This is a genomic window from Nesterenkonia sp. YGD6 (genome assembly GCF_022565895.1).
Taxonomy (GTDB): Bacteria; Actinomycetota; Actinomycetes; order Actinomycetales; family Micrococcaceae; genus Nesterenkonia.
This window is the reverse complement of sequence record NZ_JAJOYY010000005.1, coordinates 81,798-103,337: the sequence shown is the minus strand read 5'-3', so window position 1 is coordinate 103,337 and position 21,540 is coordinate 81,798. Positions and strand designations below refer to the sequence as shown.

The window sequence follows — 21,540 nt, the reverse complement described above, 5'->3', positions numbered from 1 at the left end:
AGAAGACGTCACCCCACAGTTCACTCCCAGGTCGGGTCGTGGGTGTCGATCTGCTCGATGACGGACTGGATCGCGTCCAGCTGCTCCTGGCTGCGTCCATGACCGGGCAGCACCTGCGCCCAGCCGTCCACCGCGACGTCTCCGAAGTTGTGGCCGTGGCTCGGCGGGACCGCCTCGCTGACCAGCATGTCTGCCACCAGGTGCAGGAACGTGACTCCGGGGATCCAGCGCATCGAGTCGCTGACATCAGCACCCCGTCCGCCCGAGGCCGCAGGTCCCTGCAGCCACTCGGGGGACCGGACTATCACGGCAGGGTCGAGCCAGGTGATCGGATCCGTGGCGTGCTGGAGGTAGCCCAGGCGAGGCTGCCGCCAGGATCCCCCGAGTGCGGCGAAGTCGCCGGGCTTGGACTGCCAGCGCACCTGCTCACCGTCCCGGTAGACCGGCCGCCAGATGGGACTGCCCGGATCCCGGTTCGCCTGCAGGGTGCGCCACGGCTCGGAGGTCGCCGGCGGTCCGGTGAACAGGGCGGCGTCGGTGCGCGCCAACAGATCCTCCAGGCTCAAGAAGCTGCCGGACATTCCCAGCGCGCCCAGGCTCAGCCCGTAGACCACCAGCCGGGGCCGGTCCGCCTCTGGCAGCTCCTGCCACCGAGCATGGACCGCGTCGAAGAGCACCCGGCTCGAATCTTTCGGGAGATCCGGGTCGAACAGGAAGGGGACCCAGCTGGGCTGCACCGAATACTGCATCGAGGCGGTGGCGGTGTCTCCGGCATAGAGGTGTTCCAGGGACGCTATGGCCTGCGGCTCGAGCCAGCCGGAGCCGGTCGGCGTAGCGACGAGCAGCACTTCACGGTCGAACCCGCCGTGGCGTTCGAGCTCCTCCACCACCAGGGCCGCGCGGGCCGCCGGGTCTTCCCCCTGCGAGAGCCCGGCGTAGGCCCGCACCGGCTCTTCTGCCTCAGCGCCGGTGACCTGCGCGATCTGCGCCGCGCTCGGGCCGCCGCCGGCGAAGGCTCGGCCCTGTCGGCCCAGCCCGTCCCACTCTGCGGCCGAGCCGGGCCCACCGGAGCGGCCAGGAAGAACCGGGGGAGAGCTGCCCTCGAGCGTGCCCGCGTCCCGGTCGTGATAGACCTGGCCGACGACGCCGAGCCCGCCGCCGACCAGCCCGAGGATCAGGGCGAGCACTGCAGTCACCCCCGTGGCCCGTGACGCCCAGCGGCCCCGTCGCTCGGAACCGCTCCGGCGGACCACCCACCGTCCCACCGCGCTCCGCAGTGCGGTGATCCCCCTGGCGATCCCGAGGAGCAGACCCATCGTGGCGACCATGCTCGCCACGAAGGCGACGTGACCGGCCCCGTCGACCGGTTCCATCTCCACGAGTTCGCGGACCTCGTTCTGCCAGGACACCACGAGCGCCCCATAGCCGACCACATAGGCCAGCAGCGCCACGACGAGGGCACCGGTGAGGCGCACGGTGCGACGCGGTGACCGCTGCTGCATGCCGGCAGAGGGAGGCGCGCCTCCAGGTCTGGGAGCTCGACGAGCGTGCGACGATGCGACCCCACGCCTGGTCGGCTGGCTGCCGGGAAGCTGGTCACCGACCCGCTGGTCACCGACCCGCTGGTCGTCGAAACGCTGCTTCCCGAAACGCCGTGCGAGAGCCCGCCCCCCACGGCGCACCGCGAAGCCGAGCTGGAAGCCGACCATGAACCACAGTCCCGCCATGACTCCCTGGAACACCGTCGGACGGGGCACCAGTGAAGGGGTCAGCGCGAGGGACGCTAGCGCCAGGGCGCAGACCAGGTTGATCAGATGCGCCCGCAGGAAGCCGGCGCAACGTGCAGCGAGGCTCATCATGCCGATCACCTCCGCGCTGACGACACCACTCGGTGGCCAGGGAGGGGCTCTGCAGGCTTTCCAGGTCACTCTGTGAGCGCAGTCTAAGCGCGCGGGGGTCGGTTGCGGGAGGGCTCAGGGATGAAGCCCGGTGGAACATCAGCGCTGATCTGGTCCCGCAGCATGAGGACCCGCTCAGGTGCGGCTTCTAGACTGGGGACGTGAATCCCTCCAACGCTGTCCTCGCCGCACGCCTGCTCACCGAGAGCAACCCCGTCTGGGCCTGGGCCATCGCGGTCACCGCGGTGGGGCTGCTGGTGGCGGCGCTGATGGTGCTGGTCCAGGACACGGGCAAGCCCGGCAGGCGCGCCGCGATCTGGGGTGTGGTGATCTTCATGATCCCGATCATCGGCCCTGCGTTCTACCTGATCTGGGAGACCGTGCGGTACCACCGTGAGCATGGCCGCCCGGAGAAGGGCATGGTGGAGAAGTATGCCCCCGAAGAGGTGGCGCAGCGCCGAGAAGAGGCCCGCCGAGAAGAGGCCCGCCGGGACGAAGACCGGCGCGGATCGAGACGGGGCGACGACGCCGACGCCGCTGCTGACTGACTCCCAGGCCGGGGGTAGGCGCGCCTTCGGCGCGATCGGGATCGAGGTCCTCCGTGCACAGCAAGAGGGCGGGATCCGAATACTCGGATCCCGCCCTCTCAGGTGTTGCTCGGTTCAGCGGATCACGTCACCAGGATGACGATGATCACGATGAGCAGGATGGCGGTGAGGCTGATTGGAAGAATACGTCCCATGTTGTGTCTTGCCTTTCGATGATGATTCGTCTGTGTCGGTCGTGAACTGTCTTGCGCTAACGTCGGGTCACTGCCCTGATGATGAAGAGAATCCCCACCACCACCAGGATCGCGAGAACGATGTTGAAGAACAGGTTCAGAACGACGCCAAACAGCCAGAGGGCGATCCGTAGGAACACCAGCACCAGCACAATGGAAATGACAATAGACAGTGCTCTATTGGCCATGACCCCCACTTTACGGGGTTTTACCTGTGCAGTTGCTGGGTACTGGGGTCTCTGCCCGGGTCAGGGCAACACGTAAGCCGTCTTGACCTGGGGTGATATCTGCGGCTGTCAGTCTTCGGCGTCGGCCAGTGCTTCCACGTCGGAGAGCGAGGCGTGGGGGGTGTGCTCCGGGACATAGCCGTTGAGGCGCAGCCCGTTCTCGATGTCGAACAGGTGTACATGGTTCGGGTTCGGCTTGATCGTGACCCGCTCTCCGCGCATGGGAGGACGGCGGCCGTCGACCCGGACGATGAAGGGCTGGAAGGTGTTGATGCCGTCGGGGGTGCCGAAGATGTAGGCGTCGGCGCCGAGCTCCTCGACCAGGTCCACGGTCATCGGCAGACCGCTCCCGTCGGAGGTGAGCTCCATGTCCTCGGGCCGAACGCCCAGGATGACCTGGTCGCCGTGGGCCTTGTCCAGGTGGCCGTCGGGGATCGGGATGACGTCCTGGCCCACGACGATGCCCTGTCCCTGGACCTTGACCTGGAACAGGTTCATCGCGGGGGACCCGATGAAGCCGGCGACGAAGACATTGGATGGGTTGTCGTAGAGGTTGCGCGGGGAGTCGACCTGCTGGAGCACGCCGTCCTTGAGCACGCAGACGCGGTCGCCCATGGTCATGGCCTCGACCTGGTCGTGGGTGACGTAGACGGTGGTGGTCTGCAGCTCGCGGGTCAGCGCGGCGATCTGGGTGCGGGTCTGGACACGCAGCTTGGCGTCCAGGTTCGAGAGCGGCTCATCCATCAGGAAGACCTTGGGAGAGCGCACGATCGCGCGGCCCATGGCCACACGCTGACGCTGACCGCCCGAGAGCGCCTTGGGCTTGCGCTCCAGGTAGGGGACCAGGTCCAGGATCTCGGCGGCCTTCTTGACCCGCTCGGCCCGCTCCTCCTTGGAGACGCCGGCGATCTTCAGCGCGAAGCCCATGTTCTCGGCCACGGACATGTGCGGGTAGAGGGCGTAGTTCTGGAAGACCATCGCGATGTCGCGGTCCTTCGGGGAGACGTGGGAGACGTCCTCGCCGCCGATCATGATGGCTCCCTCGTTGACCTCTTCGAGGCCGGCGAGCATTCGCAGTGCAGTGGACTTGCCGCAGCCGGAGGGTCCTACCAGGACCAGGAACTCGCCGTCGGCGATCTCGAGCTGAAGCTGATTGATGGCCGGTCGCGCGCCGGGGGTGTAGATCCGGCTGGCGGAGGCATAGGTCACAGAAGCCATGGTGATATGTCCCTTTCACGGGCAGGTACGTGCCCGACGATCCGTTGTGAAGGTGATTGTGGTGACACGCGGCTCACGTGTGATGGGCCACATCTCCTGTGCATCACATCACAGCGGCAGCCAGAAGTCCAAGACCGCCTCTTCGCAGTGCGGACCTCCGCCGGACCCCGCATATCGACCCCCAGACACGACGACGGCGCCCGCCCGCCTCGCGCACGGTGTGATCCGTGGTGGAGGTGAGCAGGCGCCGTCGCGCGCTGTGGCTGAGCTGAGCAGAAGGTCAGCTGTCGCGCAGATCAGGCGTTGTCGTCCTCGAGGATCAGCGGGTAGACGCCGTTCTCGTCGTGGACCTCGCGGCCGGTGACCGGGGGGTTGAAGACGCAGACCACGCGGATCTCCTCCTCCACCTCCACGCGGTGCTTCTCCTGGCCGTCGAGCATGTAGAGGAAGCCATCGGTGATGGTGTACTTCTCTCCGGTCTCCAGATCGGTCAACGTGCCCTTGCCGCCCACGCAGTACACGGCTTCCACGTGGTTGGCATACCAGAACTCATTGGTGGTGCCGGCGTAGAGGGTGGTCTCATGCAGCGAGAAGCCGACCTTCTCCTTGGCCAGCACCATGCGCCGGGAACGCCAGTTCTCCTGCTGGATGTCACGGTCGGTGCCGTTGAGGGCGTTGATGTTCAAGGTGTACACGCAGATCTCCGATCAGTGGCTGCTCTATTGCGGGGACGAAGGGTTCTACCGGGGTGCTCGCAGGCGGGAGGGCTCTCCGAGGTTCCCGGTGGCCGCGAGGAGTGACTCCTCGATGATGCCCAGGCCCTTCTGCAGATCTTCGGACTCGATGTTCAACGCGGGCATCAGCTTGATGACCTCGTCCTGCGGTCCGGAGGTCTCCACCAGCAGATTACGCTTATACGCCTCGGCAGCGACCTTGCCGGCCGTGTCGGGGTTCGGGAAGTGGATGCCGGTGAGGAATCCGCGGCCGCGGATCGAGGAGCCGGGAACGTGTTCTGCGATCCGCTTGAGTCCCTCGTTGAGCTCGGTGATGCGCTCCGCGAGCTGGTTCTGGAAGGTGTCATCGGCCCAGAAGAGCTCGAGTGCCCGTGCGGCGGTGACGAAGGCGAGGTTGTTGCCGCGGAAGGTGCCGTTGTGCTCGCCGCCCTCCCAGACATCAAGCTCGGGCTTGAACAGGGTCAGCGCCATGGCCAGGCCGTAGCCCGAGATCGACTTGGAGACGCAGACGATGTCCGGGTAGAGGCCGGCTTCCTCGAAGGAGAAGAAGCGGCCGGTGCGTCCACAGCCTGCCTGCACGTCATCGACGATGAGCAGGATCTTGTGCCGGCGCAGCAGATCGGCCAGTGACTTGAGCCAGTCGATCCGGGCGGCGTTTAGGCCGCCCTCGCCCTGGACGGTCTCAACGATCACCGCGGCGGGCTTGTCCACGCCGGAGCCGGAATCCTCGAGGATCTTCTCCAGCCACAGGAAGTCAGGCATGTCGCCGTCGAAGTAGTCGTCATAGGGGATCTTCGAGGAGTTCGTCAGCGGGATGCCGGCACCGCGGCGCTTCATCGAGTTGCCGGTCACCGAGAGCGCACCCAGGGTCATTCCATGGAAGGCGTTGGTGAAGGAGAGGATGTGCTGGCGGCCGGTGACCTTGCGGGCGAGCTTCAGCGCAGCCTCGACCGTGTTGGTGCCGGTGGGGCCGGGGAACATGACCTTGTAGTCCATGTTGCGCGGTTCCAGGATGATCCGTTCGAAGGTCTCCAGGAAGCGGCGCTTGGCCGGGGTCTTCATGTCCATGGAGTGGGTGACGCCGTCGTTGGCGACGTAGTCCACGATCAGATCGCGCAGCTCGGGGTGGTTGTGCCCGTAGTTCAGGGCGCCGGCTCCGGAGAAGAAGTCCAGGTAGCGGGTGCCGTCCTCGGTCCACTGGTAGGGGCCGGAGGCCTTGGCGAAGGTGGCGGGCCAGTTCATGCAGTAGCTGCGGACCTGGGATTCGCGTGTGTCAAAGATATCTGTAGGCATGGTGCTCATCTGTCCTTACGTTCCGGGGAAGTCGGGGTGGATATTCACTCAGCGCGACGGCGTGGCCGGCTTGGGCTGCGCAGCGAAGCGGGTGCACTCATCGGTGTGTGCGTGACCGGTCAGCTCAGTGGGGCCACGGTGTAGAGGTCCTCGGCGGCATGTACTTCTCCAGACTCGTCGGCTGAGGGGAAGACTGCTTCGGAGAACAATGCCGTGGTGGTGATCTCGGCGTTCTTGTCTCGTGCAAGACCGGTGAACAGCGCGATCGAGGCCGCGTTGTCGGAGGTGATGGTCGTCTCCAGCCGGTGCGGGGCGACCGAGTCTACGAGGGTGCCGAGCATCCGGGAGGCCAGTCGGCGTCCGCGGAAGCGGGAGTCGACGGCGACCTGCCAGATGAACAGGGTCTCTGGGTCGCTGGGGCGGCTGTATCCGGAGATGAATCCCGCGGGCTCTCCATCGACCTCGGCGATCACCGAGGTCTCGGCGAAGTCCCGCGCCCACAGGATGTAGGCGTAGGGGGTGTTCACATCCAGTACGCCGGTTCCGGCAGCGAGCCTCCACAGGGAGGTGCCGTCGGCCACGGAGGGCGTGCGGATCTCAACTCGTTCCGAGCCCGTGGAGGCATCGGCGGAGTTCTGGGCAGGGGTGTCTGCGGTATTAGCCATCGATCTCCACAGTAGTGAGCCAACATTGAGATTCAACCGAGAACTCCGCGAATACCGGGTGAAATCGCGGTTCAGAGTGCCCAGAAAAGTTTAGTCCCAGAGTTATCCGTAGCGTTGGATGCCATGTATGGCAAGGGAAGGAGGAGATCTGCCACTTCTTCACAACGAAATATGACGAATGTAATCATTATGTGATTAATTTTCAGATTGCCTAAAGTTGAGGACGTGATGGGTCCCATGCTCAGCGCCTGGTGTGACGGTGCTCAGGTGAAGCTAAGGTTGCTGTGATGACTACGCAGAAGAAGAGCCGCCTCCCAGGTTTCGGATGGACGCTCCACGGTGACGGCAAGACGGTTCGACCCGGCGCGGTGGTGACCCCTGACGAGCGGCTGGGCTGGCTGCAGACCACCGGCGTGGGTATGCAGCATGTGGTGGCGATGTTCGGAGCCACCTTCCTGGTGCCGCTGATCACCGGCTTCCCGCCGTCGACCACGCTGTTCTTCTCCGGGGTCGGTACCGTGCTGTTCCTGATCATCACGGCCGGTCGCATCCCCAGCTACCTCGGCTCCTCCTTCGCCTTCCTCGCTCCGGTCGGCGCCGCCACCGCGCAGTATGGGATGTCGGGTGCGCTCGGCGGGATCTTCCTGGCCGGGCTCGGACTGGTGGTGGTCGGCCTCATCGTCCACTTCGCCGGCAGCCACTGGATCCAGCGAGTGATGCCCCCGGTGGTCACCGGCGCGATCGTGGCGCTGATCGGGCTGAATCTCGCCCCGGCTGCCTGGAACAACGTCAACGAGGCCCCGGTCACCGCCACGATCACGATCGTGTCCATGCTGCTGGCCGGAGTGCTCTTCCGCGGTCTTCTCGGGCGGCTCTCCATCCTGGTCGGCGTGGTCGTCGGCTACGTCGTGGCCGTGCTGCGCGGTGAGGTGGACTTCTCCGGCATCGGCTCCGCCGGCTGGGTCGGACTGCCCGAGTTCACCACCCCGACCTTCCACATCGGCGTGCTGGGCCTGTTCATCCCGGTGGTGCTGGTGCTGGTGGCCGAGAACGTCGGGCACGTGAAGTCGGTGGCCCTGATGACCAAGCGGGACCTCGATCCGGTCACCGGGCGCGCGCTGATGGCCGACGGTGCTGCGACCATGCTGGCCGGCTCCGGCGGCGGCTCCGGCACCACGACCTACGCCGAGAACATCGGCGTGATGGCCTCCTCGCGGGTCTACTCCACCGCCGCCTACTGGGTGGCCGGTCTCTTCGCGATCGCGCTGGCCCTGCTGCCGAAGTTCGGCGCCCTCATCGCCACTGTGCCGGTCGGTGTGCTCGGCGGTGCCGGCACCGTTCTCTACGGCATGATCGGGGTGCTCGGGGTGCGCATCTGGGTGCAGAATCGTGTTGACTTCGCCAACCCGATCAACCTCGCCGTCGCAGGCGTGCCGCTGATCATCGCGATCGCGAACTTCACCATGGTCTTCGGCGAGATCGTCTTCGAGGGCATCGCCCTGGGCAGCTTCGCGGCCCTGGCGATCCACCACGTGATGAGCGCGATCGCCCGCTGGCGCGGCACTGACGTCGGCTTCGCCACGGACGACGACGACGCCCTGGCCACCCCTTTCAATGCCGATGACCTGGCCGCCCAGGAAGCGGATCACGTGCCTGCGGCTGAGCCGGATCGCCGCAAGCCATAGGTTGCGGTGCGGCATCGGTTCACTGGGAGTTCCCTGGAAAATGCCTAATCAGGGTGACAGTGCCCAGTGTGGTCGGTAGCGTGACAAGAGAATTGTCCGCCGACGAAAGGAATCACCTATGGGACTCGATGACAAGGCCAGCAACAAGACCGAAAAAGCCACCGGCTCCGCCAAAGAAGGCTTCGGCAAACTGACCGGCGATCGGGAGGCCGAGGCGGAGGGCAAGGGCCAGAAGAACCAGGCGAAGGCGAAAGACGTCGCTCAGGACGCGAAGGACAGCGTCAAGGGCTTTGCTGAAGGTCTGAAGAAGGACAACTGAATCTGACCTCTCTGAGGCTCCGCTCACCGCGGAGCGCAGGTGAGAGATTCCCGGCGCCGGGTTCGAGAAATCGGACCCGGCGTTGTTGTGTGTTCTGCCGTTCTCCGGCAGACCCTGGGCGCAGCTCCTGGCCGCTCAGGCCTGCGTCATGGTGGCGGCCAGAGCGAGCAGCTGCTCCTCTGACCCGGTGCGTCCGATCAGCTGGATCGACCAGCTCAGACCCTCGGCGTCGGTATGGGTCGGGACATTGATCGCCGGCAGGCCCATCACGTTGACCACCGAGCTGTAGGGAGTGAAGCGGCACTGTTCCCGGTAGTTCTCCTCGGGGGTCAGGCTCGCGAACCACCCGATCTCCGGCGGGGCGTAGGCCAGCATCGGTGTGGCCAGGACATCCCAGGGGCCCATGAAGGCCTCGGGGTCGTCCGCGAAGTCCTCCAGCGCGGCGATCGACTCGCGGGTCTGCTGTTCGGGGCGGCTCTTCGCGAGTTCGATGAAATAACGGGTCAGCGGGGCCATGGCGGCGAGCTGCTCGGCGGGCGGATCCAGTTCGCCGAGCGGGGTGGTCCACAGCGCCTGGAAATGCCGGTGGTAATCGGGGGGCCAGAACGCCTCCGCACCGGTGCAGTGGCTGCTGCCCTGCAGGATGTGACCGCGCTGTTCCAGCAGCGAGAGCCCCTGTTCCAGGGCCAGGACTGCCGATTCGGCCAGGACGATGTCCAGCTCCGGGGAGAATGGCGATTCCGTGATCACCCCGATGCTCAGCTGGTCCATTCCCTGGTGCAGCGCCTGCCGCACCCGGCGCAGCGCGGGCCCTGCCGGAAGGTCCTCGGGGGCAGGACCTGGGCGAAAACGGTGACCGGCCATCACGTCGAAGAGCAGGGCGGCGTCCTCCGCGGTGCGGGCGATCGGTCCAGCCACCGCCAGGTTGCGCACACTGCTGCGCCTTTCGTCATCGGGGAGCCGTCCACGCCCTGGCTTCAGCCCGATCAGACCGCAGGCCGCCGCCGGGATGCGCACCGAGCCGCCGCCGTCGCTGCCGGGCGCCAGCGGAAGCATGCCTGCCGCCACGGCGGCGGCTCCACCTCCGGTGGATCCTCCCGCGGTGCGCTCCGGCGCCAGGGGATTCCGGGCCGCTGGTGCGAGCTCGTTCTCCGAGTAGCAGGGCAGCCCGAACTCGGGGACCTGCGTCTTGCCGATGCTGATCATCCCCGACATGTGGACGCGGCGTGCGAGCGGGTCGTCGTGGGCCGGGATGCTGGCGGCAAGTGCGGCCGTGCCGCGGGTGGTGGGCATTCCCGCCACGTCGACCAGATCTTTGAAGGCGGTGGGCAATCCCAGCAGCGGCGCGCGCGCTGCGAGTTCCTGCATGGCGGCGCTTCGTGCGGCACCGGTGCGGGAATCGAGCACGGCGCGGCGGACCTGGTCGATCTCAGCCGCTCGCAGCAGAGCCGACTCGGGGTCGAGGTGGATGAAGGCGCCGAGCTCGGCATGGGCTGTGGCGGCGGTGACCGCGGTGGTGGTCAGCTCCACCGCAGAGATCTCACCGGCGACGAAGTCGTGGCGCCACTGCACGGCGCTGGCGGCGCGAAAGTCGACCAGCGGAGACGATTGGCTTGTGGAGGGTGCCAGGGCGAGTGGGGCAGGATCAGCGGGATGCACCATGGGCTCACTCTATGCGGACTGAACTGGGCAGGCGATAGTCTTGACAGCGCACCAGACCTGTTTGTTCCGCTCTGAAGGAGGCCGCAGATGGCAGATTTCGAGACCGTCCGCGCCGCAGACGTCCCCGCCGACGCCGCCCTGCTGGATGTGCGGGAGGGCTACGAGTTCGCCGAGGGGCACGCCCCGGGGGCTCTGCACATTCCAGTCGACGAGATCCCCGGACGGTTCGAGGCTGAGCTCGATCCGGACGAGGACTACTACGTCATCTGCCGCACCGGTGGTCGCTCGGTGCGGATCACCGCCTGGCTGACCTCTCAGGGCTACTCCGCAGTCTTCGTCGCCGATGGCATGGGCGGCTGGCTCGAGGCCGGGCGTCCGATGAGGTCCTCCACCGGGGAAGCACCCAAGGTCCGATGAATACCTCTACGAACCCCTCTGCGCAGTCTCAGGCCAGTGCTCCGAGGTACTCCTTCCTCGGGCCCGCCGGCACCTTCACCGAGGCCGCGCTGCTGCAGGTGCCCGGCTCGGACCACGCCGCGCGAGTGCCGGCCGGCTCGGTGCTGACCGCGCTGAACATGGTTGAATCCGGCGAGGTCGACGCCGCCATGGTCCCGATCGAGAATTCAGTGGAGGGTGGGGTCACTGCGACCCTGGATGCCATCTCGGTGAGGCATCAGCTGCACATCCTGCGCGAGGAGCTGGTGAAGATCAGCTTCGTGCTGGCCTCCGCGGCCCCGCTGCCCCTGGAGCAGATCCGCACCGTGGCCACCCACACCCATGGGTGGGCCCAGGTGCGCCGCTGGGCCGAGTCCGCAATCCCGGGTGCGGAGTTCGTCCCAGCCTCCTCCACCGCAGCGGCGGCCCGTGGGCTGCAGGCAGACGCACCCCTGGCCGACGCGGCGGTCTGTTCCCCGCTGGTGGCCGAGCAGCTCGGCCTGAACGTGCTGCAGCGCGGCATCGAAGACGTGACCGGTGCGGTGACCAGGTTCGTGCTGGTCTCCCGGCCCGGGGTCACCCCGCCGATGACAGGGGCGGACAAGACGACGATCATGATTCCGCTGCCGCAGGACCGGGCAGGAGCCCTGATGGAGCTGCTCGAGCACTTCGCGACCCGCGGGGTCAACCTCTGCCGCATCGAGTCCCGACCCACCGGCGATGGTCTTGGGCAGTATTACTTCTCCATCGACCTCGAGGGTCATATCGACGAGGCGCGCGTGGCAGATGCGCTCGCCGGGATCCACCGGATCGCCCCGGGGATCCGGTTCCTGGGCTCCTACCCCCGAGCCGATCGCAAGCCCCAGCAGACCACGGCAGAAGTCTCCGACGAAGCCTTCACCGCCGCCTCCGCGTGGATCAGCTCGCTGAGACACGCGTAAGAGAACCCGGCGCGGGCCCCGCGCTCGGCGAAGCCGAGGGTGGGAGCCGGGTGAACGGGATCAGCTCGCTTCAGACACGCGTAAGAGAACCCGGGGCGGGCCCCGCGCTCGGCGAAGCCGAGGGTGGGAGCCGGGTGAATGGGATCAGCTCGCTTGCACCACGCGTAAGAGAACCCGGCGCGGGCCCCGCGCTCGGGGATCAGCCGGTCTGATCAGGCCCCTGGGGCTCCTTGGTGATCCGACCCTCGGTGAGCCTCGGCTGCTCAGCATGATCGCTGGCCTGGTCCGCCTCGGAGTCTTCGTGCGCGGCCTCGATGTCTTGGATGCCCCGGACGGAGACGCCGTTGACCACCAAGGCACGCGGGCGGACCCGTGCTGAGACGCTGATGACCTCGCCCATGGCGTCGCCGTCGATCTGGAACGGCATCGGCTCGGCCATCGTGATCTTCACGCGCTTGGCCTGGCGCACGGTCATCACGGGGATGTCGGCGGCGAAGCGGGTCACGGTCTTGGCCATGATCCTCGCCCAGTCCCACGCGTGGCGGGGGGTGAAGAGCACCGCATCCATGTGTCCGTCGTCGAACTTCGCCGAGGGCACCAGCAGCATGTTGGCCTGCAGCGAGCCGCAGTTGGCGAGCAGGACCGAGCGCACCCGGTATGCCTGTGCGTCGCCGTCGTCGATGGAGACAGAGATGGCGGAGCGGGAGCCCATGATGTGGCGCAGCCCGGCCTCGCCGTAGGCGAGCCAGCCGGCGCGCTGCTTCAGGGCGTCCCGAGTGTCTCCCATGACCTCAGCGTCGAGACCGCCACCGGCGATGACCAGCGAGTTCTCCTCGTCGGTGCGCCCGTCCGGTCGTTCAAGGCTCAGATCAAGGGTGTCCACACGGTGGCTGCGGCCGTGTATGGCCTCATCCACGCAGGCCCGGAGGTCCTGGAACGGCAGCCCGATATTGCGGGCGAAGAGATTTCCGGTGCCCAGCGGCACGATGCCCAGCGCCGTCTGGGTGCCGACGATCTCGGCGGCCACAGCGCGCACGGTGCCATCCCCTCCGGCCGCGATGACGGTGACGGCGCCGGCCTCCAGTGCCCGCCGGGTCATCTCATGGCCGGGGTCCTCCGCGCTGGATGCCATCACCAGGGGTGCTGGCATTCCCGCCCGGGAACAGGCGGAGTGGATCTGGCGCACGACGTCGTCGGCGGGGTCCTTGGTGGGGTTCACGACCACCGCCACCAGTCGCCCGGGGCCATCGGCAGTCACCGAGGGGTGAACCGCAGGCTTGCTTTCGAGCTCCTGGGTGAGTTCGGCCGTGCTCCGGCGCAGCCGGTGGTGGGCGATGCCCAGCCAGACCACGGCGACGAGCAGGATCGCAGCAAGAGCGAGCGTGGACCAGAGGAGGGCGCTGAGCGTGGCGGTAGTCATCATCTTCAGTCTACTGCGGCCGGTTCCAGGGGGAACCGGTGCTGTCCGGAGTCATCTTCACCCTTGGCGGGGGGCCGCTGATCGATGAGCTCCCCAGGGGCGCCGGTGGCGATAAGCTGGGGGCGTGATCGACATCAAGGACCTCATCGAGAATCCCGAGAAGTACCGGGCCAGCCAGCGCGCACGTCAGGCGGACGAGTCCGCAGTGGACTCGCTCATCGCCGCGCAGCAGACACGCAGCGCCGCCATCACGCGCTTCGAGACGCTGCGCGCGGAGCAGAAGTCCTTCGGCAAGCAGGTCGCACAGGCCGCCGGGGAGGAGAAGCAGCAGCTCCTCGCCGAGGTCAAGGACCTCTCGAACCAGGTGAAGGCCGCCGAGGCAGAATCCCAGGGCGCCGCGGAGCAGCTGCGCCGCCTCCAGGCCGCCTTCCCCAACCTCATCCACGAAGGGGTCCCCGCCGGCGGCGAGGAGGACTTCATCGTGCTGCGCGAAGAGGGTGCCGCCCGCGACTTCGCCGCTGAGGGCTTCACGCCCAAGGATCACCTCGAACTCGCCGAGTCCTTCGCCGCGCTGGACATGGAGCGCGGAGCCAAGGTCTCAGGGTCACGGTTCTACTTCCTCAAGGGCATCGGTGCACGCCTGGAGCTGGCCATGATGCAGATGGGCATGGACCAGGCGATCGAAGCCGGCTTCACCCCGATGATCACCCCCACCCTGGTGCGCCCGGAGACCATGGCCGGCACCGGCTTCGATGTGGAGCACGACGACGAGATCTACCGGCTCGAGCGCGACGACCTCTACCTGGTGGGCACCTCCGAGGTGGCCATCGCCGGGTATCACTCCGATGAGATCCTCGACCTCGCGAAGGGGCCGGAACGGATCGCCGGATGGTCCACCTGCTACCGCCGCGAAGCCGGCTCCCACGGCCGCGACACCCGCGGGATCCTGCGCGTGCACCAGTTCAACAAGCTGGAGATGTTCACCTTCTGCACCGCCGAGGAGTCCGCCGCCGAGCACGCCAAGCTGCTGGCCTGGGAGGAACAGATGCTGCAGAAGATGGAGCTGCCCTACCGGGTGGTCGACATCGCGGCCGGAGACCTCGGCCTCTCGGCCGCCCGCAAGTACGACTGCGAGGCGTGGGTGCCCTCGCAGCAGACCTACCGCGAGCTGACCTCTACCTCGGACTGCACCACCTTCCAGGCTCGCCGGCTCAACATCCGCGAGCGCACGCTCAAGGAAGACGGCTCCAAGGGGCCGACGACGCCGCTGGCCACGCTGAACGGGACCCTGGCCACCACGCGGTGGCTGGTGGCCATCCTGGAGAACCACCAGCAGGCCGACGGCACCGTCCGGGTCCCTGCGGCGCTGCGCCCATACCTCGGCGGCCTGGAGGTCATCGAGCCGGTGGTGTGACCGAACTCGACTGAGGATAGGCTCGTCTGCCTAGCCAGCGCTTTTCTGAATCATTAGTATCAAGAGGGTCGGCGCCGAACAGCGCCAATTGCCTCAACAGCACAAGGAGTGTCACATGACTCAGAAGTACTCCGACTACACCGCGCCAGGTCTGGCGCAGGAGAACGGTCACGAGATCGCCGGTCTGCTGCAGAACCGCCTCTACGCCCTGAACGACCTCCACCTCGTGCTCAAGCACGTGCACTGGAACGTCGTGGGCCCGAACTTCATCGCCATCCACGAGATGCTCGACCCGCAGACCGAGGTCGTCCGAGGCTTCGCCGATGAGGTGGCAGAGCGCATCGCCACCCTCGGCGGGTCCCCCTCGGGTCTCAGCGGCGAGCTGGTCACCAAGCGCAGCTGGGAGGACTACCCGCTGTTCAAGGCCGATGGTGCCTCGCACCTGGCCGAGCTGGAGAAGGTCTACGACGGCGTCATCGGCGATCACCGCGATGTGCTCAACAAGGTCGGCGAGCTCGACCCGATCACCGAGGATCTTCTCGTCGGACAGGTCAAGGAGCTCGAGCTGTTCCAGTGGTTCATCCGCTCCCACCTGGACAAGGCAGGCGCAGCCTCCTGATCGACTGAGCCTGAGCTCCCTCGAAGAGCCCCCGTCAGCACCTCTCCGGTGCCGACGGGGGCTCTTCTGCGTCAGCCCACCGACTGACACCTGGACGCTTCAGCTCAAGGGGGTCTGGCCACCCGTGAATTTAACGTGCGGGCTCAGACCCCTGGTGGCCGAGGCAAGGGGCCTGTGAAGTCGCCGAAGACAGTGGTCATCCGTGTTGCGCGACTGTGACAGCGGTCATGTGGTGTGTCTTGACACACACCCAGGGCCTATTTAGTCTTACGGCAAGACGAAATCCAGATCACAGTCTGAACCAGGCCCGTTCTGGCTTCAGGACCGGATCTGGTTCGGACTTTGGCGCTGTACTGCTGAGTCACCCGTCCGGCCGATCCGGAGTGCTGGGGAGACCTTGGCGAGGTACCGGTACAGAGCTGGGGCTCGCACTGATGAGAAAGGACGCAACGATGCGCAGAACAACTCGAGTGGCCGCTGCAGGCCTCGGAGTGACATCCCTCCTGGCGCTCTCGGCCTGTGGCGGCGACGACAACGGCGGTGGTGGCGGCGATGCCGATGCTGACGCATGGATTCTCACCGGCGGCGGCTGGCCGGCCATCCAGGAGGACTTCGACCGCTGGAACGAAGCGAACGAAGATGCTCAGATCGACACCGAAGCCATCGAGAACGACTCCTATAAGGGTCAGATCCGTACGGCGGTCGGCTCCGGCGAGGCGCCCACGCTGATCATGTCCTGGACCGGCGGCGCGCTGCTGGAATACGCCGAGGAAGAGCGCATCGTCGACCTCAGCGAGCACACCGGCGAGCTGGAGTCCCGGGTCTTCGATTCGGTCTGGCAGAACGGTCAGGTCGACGACAGCACCTATGCGGTGCCGCTCAACGACGTGCAGCCAGTGGTCATGTATTACAACCAGTCAGTCTTCGATGAGGCAGGCGTGGAGATCCCTGAGACCTGGGAAGACGTCGAAGCCGCCATCGACACCTTCAACGAGAACGACGTCGCTCCCTTCTCGCTGGCCGGCGGCTCCGTCTGGCCGGCACTGATGTGGCTGCAGTACCTCACCGATCGCCACGGCGGCGAAGAGGTCTTCCAGGCCGTGGTCGAGGGTGAAGAGGGTGCATGGGACAACGAGTCCATCCTCTTCGCGCTCGAGACCATGCAGGACCTGGGTGAGAACGGCGGCTTCATCGACACCTACAACTCGGTGACCGCTGACCAGAACGAGGACGCCCAGCTGCTGGCCGATGGACAGGCCGCGATGCTGCTGCAGGGCTCCTGGGTCTATTCCACGATCCATCAGGACTTCCCGGAGTTCGCGGAGTCCGGTGACTTCGGCTTCACCTCCTTCCCAACTCTGGAGGACGGCGCCGGTGATCCCTCGAACATCGTGGGCAACCCCGCCAACTTCTGGTCGGTCTCTGCTGACGCCTCGGAGGAGGAGCAGCAGATCGCCTTCGACTACATCAGCGAGAACCTCTACAACGAGGAGACCGTGACCTCCATGCTGGAAGCCGGTTCGCTGCCGCCGCTGTCCGACATCGAGGATCAGATCGCGGAGACCGATGACGCGGACTTCCTCGAGTTCTCCAGCGGGCTGGTGGGCGAAGCCAATCACTTCCAGCTCTCCTGGGATCAGGCAGTCGCTCCTGAGGTGGCCCAGCCGCTGACGGACAACCTGTCACAGATCCTCCGCGGGGACATGACCCCCGAGCAGTTCGTCGAAGCGATGAACTCGCTCTGATGTACCCCCACAATCGGTTCGGGGCGGCTCCATCAGCCGCCCCGGACCGATTGCCCTGCACCGACAACAGGAATCTGAATCGAGCTCATGACTGAAACCGCTGCTCGAAGCAGGACGACCGGGTTGGGCCATAAGGGACCTTCATTCCTGATGGCGCTGCCGGCTGTTCTGTTCTTCGGAATATTCGCACTGATACCGCTCTTCGGGGTGGTCGTGATCTCCTTCATGGAGTGGAACGTTCTGGGCTCGCCCACCTGGGTGGGTCTGAGCAACTGGCAGGCGGTGCTCTTCGACCGGCCCTTCACCTGGACCGCTCTGGGCCTGACCATCACCTTCGTCATCGGCTCCTACCTCTTCCAGGCCCCCGTGGCCCTGCTGCTCGGCGTCTTCATGGCAGGACAGCAGCGCTACCGCGCGCTGCTCGCGGTCCTGTACTTCCTGCCGCTGCTGTTCTCCTCAGTGGCCGTGGGCCTGACCTTTCAGTCGCTGTTCTCCCCGAACTACGGCCTCTCCGCAGCCCTGCCCTTCGACTGGCTGCCCAATGACTGGTTGGCGAACTCCGACCTGGTCATGTGGGTGATGATCTTCGTGGTCGGCTGGTGCTTCGTGCCCTTCCATGGTCTGCTCTACCAGGCCGGGGTGCGCCAGATTCCCCAGTCCATGTATGAGGCCGCCACCATCGACGGCGCCGGCCGGGTGCGGCAGTTCTTCTCGATCACGATCCCGCAGCTGCGCTACACGATCATCACCTCTTCGACGCTGATGCTGGTCGGTTCACTGACCTACTTCGACCTGATCTTCGTGCTCACCGGCGGCCAGCCCGCCAACGCGGTGCGGATCCTGCCGCTGGACATGTACGTGACCGGCTTCAGCTCATACAACCTCGGCTACGCCTCGGTCATCGCGGTGATCTTGGTAGCCATCGGACTGACTCTCTCCTTGGCGCTGAACATCATCTCCGGTTCATCCAAGATGGAGAGCGACAAGGCAGGCGCATGATGACTCCCACCGCAAGCACCCAATCCGCGACCCCCGACGCCGGCATGGCCCTCGCCCCCGAGGTGCCCGGCTTCGAGCGCCGCGACGTGAAGCAGAACAAGGTCCGCCGCACCGGCGCCCCGGGAGAGAAGCCGAACATCCTCGGCGGCCTCGGCGGCTGGCTCTGGCTGGCCATCATCATCCTGCCGATCTACTACATCGTCATCACCTCGTTCCGCACCAGCGAGGATCTGCGCTCGTCCAACCAGCTGCTGCCCACCACGAATCCCACGATCGCCCCCTTCATTCGGGTGATCCAGAACGACTTCTTCCATTACTTCACCAACTCGCTGATCGTGACGCTTTCGACGGTCGCCGTCGTGCTCGCCGTCTCAGTGATGGCGGCCTACTACATCGCTCGGTCCACCACCCTGGGCGGGAAGCGACTGTTTCAAATCATCCTGCTGGGCATCGCGATCCCGGTGCAGGCCACGATCATCCCGGTGTACTACCTGATCCAGCAGCTGGGGCTCTATGACACCCTCTGGGCGCTGATCCTGCCGCAGATCGCCTTCGCGATCCCGTTGAGCGTGCTGATCATCGTGAACTTCGTCCGCGACATCCCGATGGAGCTCTTCGAGTCGATGAAGGTCGACGGCGCCGGAGAGTGGAAGATCCTCACCGCGCTGGTGCTTCCCATGGCCAAGCCGGCCCTGATGACCGTGGGAATCTACCAGGCGCTGCAGGTCTGGAACGGCTTCCTGTTCCCGCTGGTGCTCACCCAGAGCAGCGACGTGCGGGTCCTGCCGCTCTCGCTGTGGGAGTACAGCGGCCAGTTCGGCATCGACGTGCCGGCCACCCTGGCCGCCGTCGTGCTCTCCGCGCTGCCGCTGCTGGTGGTCTACATGTTCGCCCGCCGCCACATCGTGGCCGGTCTGACCGCCGGCTTCGGCAAGTGACACTCGGCACCACGCATTGATCCCCTCGGCGAAGCTGCCGGTCCTTCTCGATCGGCAGCTTTGTTGTTCCTCGACTGACCGCGACAGCTGCGCTGCGCCGATATCCCTAGGAGTTCACACATGAGCAACCCCACGACCGAACGCATCACCGGCCCCTGGAACGACACCTCCCTCTCGGCGGCGACGCGCGCCGAGGCGCTGCTGGAAGAGATGACGCTGGAGGAGAAGGTATCCCAGCTCGGCTCGCACTGGGAGATGCGCGAGGACAAGGACGCCCAGGGTGAGGTCGCGCCGATGGAGGACGCCATGTCCTCGGGCAAGCTGCCCTTCGAGTCCGAGATCCTCGACGGCGAGGGGCACCTGACCCGCACCTACGGCACCGTCGCGCTCTCGGTGCCCGAAGGTGCCGCGGATCTGCGGCAGCGGCAGGCCGCAGTGGTCGCCGCAAACCGCTTCGGCATCCCCGCGATCGCCCACGAAGAGTGCCTCACCGGTTACACCGCCTATCAGGCCACGATCTACCCGACCTCACTCGCCTGGGGTGCGACCTTCGACCCGGAGCTCATCGAAGAGATGGCCGCCGCGATCGGCGCGGACATGGCCGCCACCGGCGTCCAGCAGGGGCTCTCCCCGGTGCTCGACGTCGTCCGCGACGCCCGCTGGGGCCGGGTGGAGGAGACCATCGGCGAGGACCCCTATGTGATCGGCACGCTGGCCACTGCCTACGTCAAGGGTCTGCAGGGGAGCGGGATCATCGCCACGCTCAAGCACTTCGCCGGCTACGCCGCTTCCCGGGCGGCCCGGAACCACGCCCCGGTGCACATGGGCAGACGTGAACTCATCGACATGATCTTCTACCCCTTCGAGCTCGCCGTGCGCGAGGGCAAGGTCGGCTCGGTGATGAACTCCTACGCCGACATCGACGGCGAAGCCCCGGCCGCCTCGCACTGGCTGCTCACCGAGGTGCTGCGCGAGCAGTGGGGCTTCGAAGGCACCGTGGTCGCCGACTACTGGTCGGTGGCGTTCCTGGAGAAGATGCACCACGTGGCAGCCGACCAGGCCGAGGCCGCGCGGCTGGCCATCTCCGCCGGGCTCGACGTGGAGCTGCCGCACACCAGCGGCTACCGCACGCTGGCTCAGCAGGTCCGCGACGGGCTGCTCGAGGAATCGATCCTGGACGCCTCGGTGCGCCGGGTGCTGCGACAGAAGGCCGAGCTCGGCCTGCTCGACCGCCGGACGCACGACGCCGACTGGGAGCCCAGCATCGATGAGTCGGTGAACCTGGACTCAGACAGCAACCGGGCCCTGGCTCGCACCGTGGCCGCGAAGTCCCTGGTGCTGTTGAAGAACGACGGCGTCCTGCCGGTCACCGCCGATTCTCTGGCCGGCAGGCGGATCGCCGTCGTCGGGCCCTCCGCCGACGAGCCGCGCACCATGATGGGCTGTTATTCCTTCCCCAACCACGTGCTGGCCAAGTACCCCGCCGGGACCTTCCCGCACAAGGGAATCGGCGTGCCGATGCCCTCGGTGCTGGAATCTCTGCGTGAGACCTACCCCCAGGCCGAGGTCACCTACAGCTATGGCTCCCCGATCGTGAGCTACGACGACTCCCAGATCGCCGCGGCCGCTGAATCCGCGGCCGCGGCAGACCTGGCCGTGGTGACCGTCGGCGACCTGGCCGGCATGTTCGGCGCCGGCACCTCAGGCGAAGGCTGCGATGTCGCAGACCTCAAGCTTCCGGGCGCCCAGCACGAGCTTGTCGAAGCCGTGCTGGCCACCGGCACTCCCGTGGTGCTGGTGGTCATCTCCGGCCGCCCCTACGCCCTGGGCGGCCTGGCGGAGCGCTGCGCGGCGATCGTGCAGGGCTTCTTCCCCGGAGAAGAAGGCGGCCCGGCCATCGTGGACCTGCTCAGCGGGGCCATCGAGCCCACCGGGCGGCTGCCGATCGGCGTGCCGGTCCACCCGGGTGGACAGCCCTCGGGCTACATCGCGGCCCCGCTCGGCCTCAACAGCCAGGGCGTGTCCAACCTCGATCCCACCCCGCTCTACCCCTTCGGCCACGGTCTCAGCTACACCACCGTGGAGTACTCGGATCTCCTCGTCTCAGGCGCACAGATCCCGGTCGACGGCACCGTGGAGGTCTCGATGACGCTCACCAACACCGGAGACCGGCCCACCGAGGAGGTGGCCCAGCTCTACTTCGGTGACCGGGTCGCCTCCGTGGCTCGTCCGGTGCGCCAGCTGCTCGGCTACGCCAAGGTGCAGATGGCTCCGGGGCAGAGCCGCACCGTGACCTTCGAGGTCCACGCCGACCGGTTCTCCTTCACCGGGGTGCACTACCGCCGGATCGTGGAGCCCGGGGCGATCGACCTCTACGCAGGTCCTTCGGTCGGGGAGCTGCCGTTGCAGGCCGAAGTCACGCTGATCGGGGACATCCGGGAGATCAACGGCCAGCGCGTGCTGACCACTCCGACACGCGTCAGCTAGGTCCACGCTCAGCTGGCCGGCGGCCGAGGCATCAGCGAGGGATGAGGGAAGCCCCCGGCG

19 protein-coding genes are annotated in these 21,540 nt (G+C 66.6%); 11 read left to right on the top strand and 8 right to left on the bottom strand.

The window, feature by feature from the left end; genetic code table 11:
* Nucleotides 1-20: 20 nt before the first annotated feature.
* The gene (locus LTI14_RS09310; RefSeq protein WP_241476334.1) at nucleotides 21-1,859 is read right to left on the bottom strand and encodes an alpha/beta-hydrolase family protein; all 1,839 of its coding nucleotides are present in this window, start codon (nucleotides 1,857-1,859) and stop codon (nucleotides 21-23) included.
* Nucleotides 1,860-2,059: 200 nt separating this feature from the next.
* On the opposite strand from LTI14_RS09310, the gene LTI14_RS09305 reads away from it, so the two are divergent.
* Nucleotides 2,060-2,446, top strand: a complete 387-nt coding sequence (locus LTI14_RS09305) for a PLD nuclease N-terminal domain-containing protein (protein ID WP_241465605.1) — start codon at nucleotides 2,060-2,062, stop codon at nucleotides 2,444-2,446.
* Between the two features lie 250 nt (nucleotides 2,447-2,696).
* Here the strand turns inward: LTI14_RS09305 and LTI14_RS09300 are convergent, their stop codons facing one another.
* The 5 genes from LTI14_RS09300 to ectA all read right to left on the bottom strand — a co-directional run bounded on the left by LTI14_RS09300 (nucleotide 2,697) and on the right by ectA (nucleotide 6,816).
* Nucleotides 2,697-2,867: a hypothetical protein gene (locus LTI14_RS09300; protein WP_241465604.1), complete on the bottom strand. Its 171-nt coding sequence runs from the start codon at nucleotides 2,865-2,867 to the stop codon at nucleotides 2,697-2,699.
* Nucleotides 2,868-2,975: 108 nt separating this feature from the next.
* Nucleotides 2,976-4,124: an ABC transporter ATP-binding protein gene (locus LTI14_RS09295; protein ID WP_241465603.1), complete on the bottom strand. Its 1,149-nt coding sequence runs from the start codon at nucleotides 4,122-4,124 to the stop codon at nucleotides 2,976-2,978.
* A gap of 296 nt (nucleotides 4,125-4,420) precedes the next feature.
* Nucleotides 4,421-4,819: an ectoine synthase gene (locus LTI14_RS09290; RefSeq protein ID WP_241465602.1), complete on the bottom strand. Its 399-nt coding sequence runs from the start codon at nucleotides 4,817-4,819 to the stop codon at nucleotides 4,421-4,423.
* A gap of 45 nt (nucleotides 4,820-4,864) precedes the next feature.
* Nucleotides 4,865-6,151, bottom strand: coding sequence for a diaminobutyrate--2-oxoglutarate transaminase (ectB, locus tag LTI14_RS09285; RefSeq protein ID WP_241465601.1), 1,287 nt, complete (start codon nucleotides 6,149-6,151; stop codon nucleotides 4,865-4,867).
* A 119-nt stretch (nucleotides 6,152-6,270) separates the two neighbouring features.
* On the bottom strand, nucleotides 6,271-6,816 hold the full coding sequence (ectA, locus tag LTI14_RS09280) for a diaminobutyrate acetyltransferase (protein ID WP_241465600.1): 546 nt from the start codon (nucleotides 6,814-6,816) through the stop codon (nucleotides 6,271-6,273).
* Between the two features lie 287 nt (nucleotides 6,817-7,103).
* On the opposite strand from ectA, the gene LTI14_RS09275 reads away from it, so the two are divergent.
* Together LTI14_RS09275 and LTI14_RS09270 are read left to right on the top strand one after the other, a co-directional pair.
* Nucleotides 7,104-8,501, top strand: a complete 1,398-nt coding sequence (locus LTI14_RS09275; RefSeq protein ID WP_241476333.1) for a uracil-xanthine permease family protein — start codon at nucleotides 7,104-7,106, stop codon at nucleotides 8,499-8,501.
* 118 nt (nucleotides 8,502-8,619) lie between these two features.
* Nucleotides 8,620-8,820, top strand: a complete 201-nt coding sequence (locus LTI14_RS09270) for a CsbD family protein (protein WP_241465598.1) — start codon at nucleotides 8,620-8,622, stop codon at nucleotides 8,818-8,820.
* Nucleotides 8,821-8,955: 135 nt separating this feature from the next.
* Here the strand turns inward: LTI14_RS09270 and LTI14_RS09265 are convergent, their stop codons facing one another.
* The gene (locus tag LTI14_RS09265) at nucleotides 8,956-10,482 is read right to left on the bottom strand and encodes an amidase (RefSeq protein WP_241476332.1); all 1,527 of its coding nucleotides are present in this window, start codon (nucleotides 10,480-10,482) and stop codon (nucleotides 8,956-8,958) included.
* Nucleotides 10,483-10,569: 87 nt separating this feature from the next.
* Between LTI14_RS09265 and LTI14_RS09260 the strand changes: the two genes are divergently transcribed.
* Nucleotides 10,570-10,899 (top strand): rhodanese-like domain-containing protein, encoded by a 330-nt coding sequence (locus LTI14_RS09260; RefSeq protein ID WP_241465596.1) that lies wholly within the window; start codon nucleotides 10,570-10,572, stop codon nucleotides 10,897-10,899.
* On the top strand, nucleotides 10,896-11,858 hold the full coding sequence (gene pheA / locus LTI14_RS09255; protein WP_241465595.1) for a prephenate dehydratase: 963 nt from the start codon (nucleotides 10,896-10,898) through the stop codon (nucleotides 11,856-11,858). Before LTI14_RS09260 ends, pheA begins: the two co-directional genes overlap by 4 nt.
* A 199-nt stretch (nucleotides 11,859-12,057) precedes the next feature.
* Here the strand turns inward: pheA and LTI14_RS09250 are convergent, their stop codons facing one another.
* Nucleotides 12,058-13,278 carry a diacylglycerol/lipid kinase family protein gene (locus LTI14_RS09250; protein WP_241476331.1) on the bottom strand — a complete coding sequence of 407 codons (1,221 nt, stop codon included), beginning with the start codon at nucleotides 13,276-13,278 and terminating at the stop codon, nucleotides 12,058-12,060.
* A 124-nt stretch (nucleotides 13,279-13,402) separates the two neighbouring features.
* On the opposite strand from LTI14_RS09250, the gene serS reads away from it, so the two are divergent.
* The 6 genes from serS to LTI14_RS09220 all read left to right on the top strand — a co-directional run bounded on the left by serS (nucleotide 13,403) and on the right by LTI14_RS09220 (nucleotide 21,480).
* On the top strand, nucleotides 13,403-14,692 hold the full coding sequence (serS, locus tag LTI14_RS09245) for a serine--tRNA ligase (RefSeq protein ID WP_241476330.1): 1,290 nt from the start codon (nucleotides 13,403-13,405) through the stop codon (nucleotides 14,690-14,692).
* Between the two features lie 115 nt (nucleotides 14,693-14,807).
* Entirely contained in the window at nucleotides 14,808-15,311 is a 504-nt protein-coding gene (locus LTI14_RS09240; RefSeq protein ID WP_241465592.1) for a Dps family protein, read from the top strand.
* Between the two features lie 452 nt (nucleotides 15,312-15,763).
* Nucleotides 15,764-17,056: an extracellular solute-binding protein gene (locus LTI14_RS09235; protein ID WP_241470863.1), complete on the top strand. Its 1,293-nt coding sequence runs from the start codon at nucleotides 15,764-15,766 to the stop codon at nucleotides 17,054-17,056.
* An 87-nt stretch (nucleotides 17,057-17,143) separates the two neighbouring features.
* Nucleotides 17,144-18,055: a carbohydrate ABC transporter permease gene (locus LTI14_RS09230; protein WP_241465590.1), complete on the top strand. Its 912-nt coding sequence runs from the start codon at nucleotides 17,144-17,146 to the stop codon at nucleotides 18,053-18,055.
* Entirely contained in the window at nucleotides 18,052-18,993 is a 942-nt protein-coding gene (locus tag LTI14_RS09225; protein ID WP_241465589.1) for a carbohydrate ABC transporter permease, read from the top strand. Before LTI14_RS09230 ends, LTI14_RS09225 begins: the two co-directional genes overlap by 4 nt.
* Before the next feature lie 120 nt (nucleotides 18,994-19,113).
* Nucleotides 19,114-21,480, top strand: a complete 2,367-nt coding sequence (locus LTI14_RS09220; RefSeq protein WP_241470864.1) for a glycoside hydrolase family 3 N-terminal domain-containing protein — start codon at nucleotides 19,114-19,116, stop codon at nucleotides 21,478-21,480.
* Nucleotides 21,481-21,540: the final 60 nt, after the last annotated feature.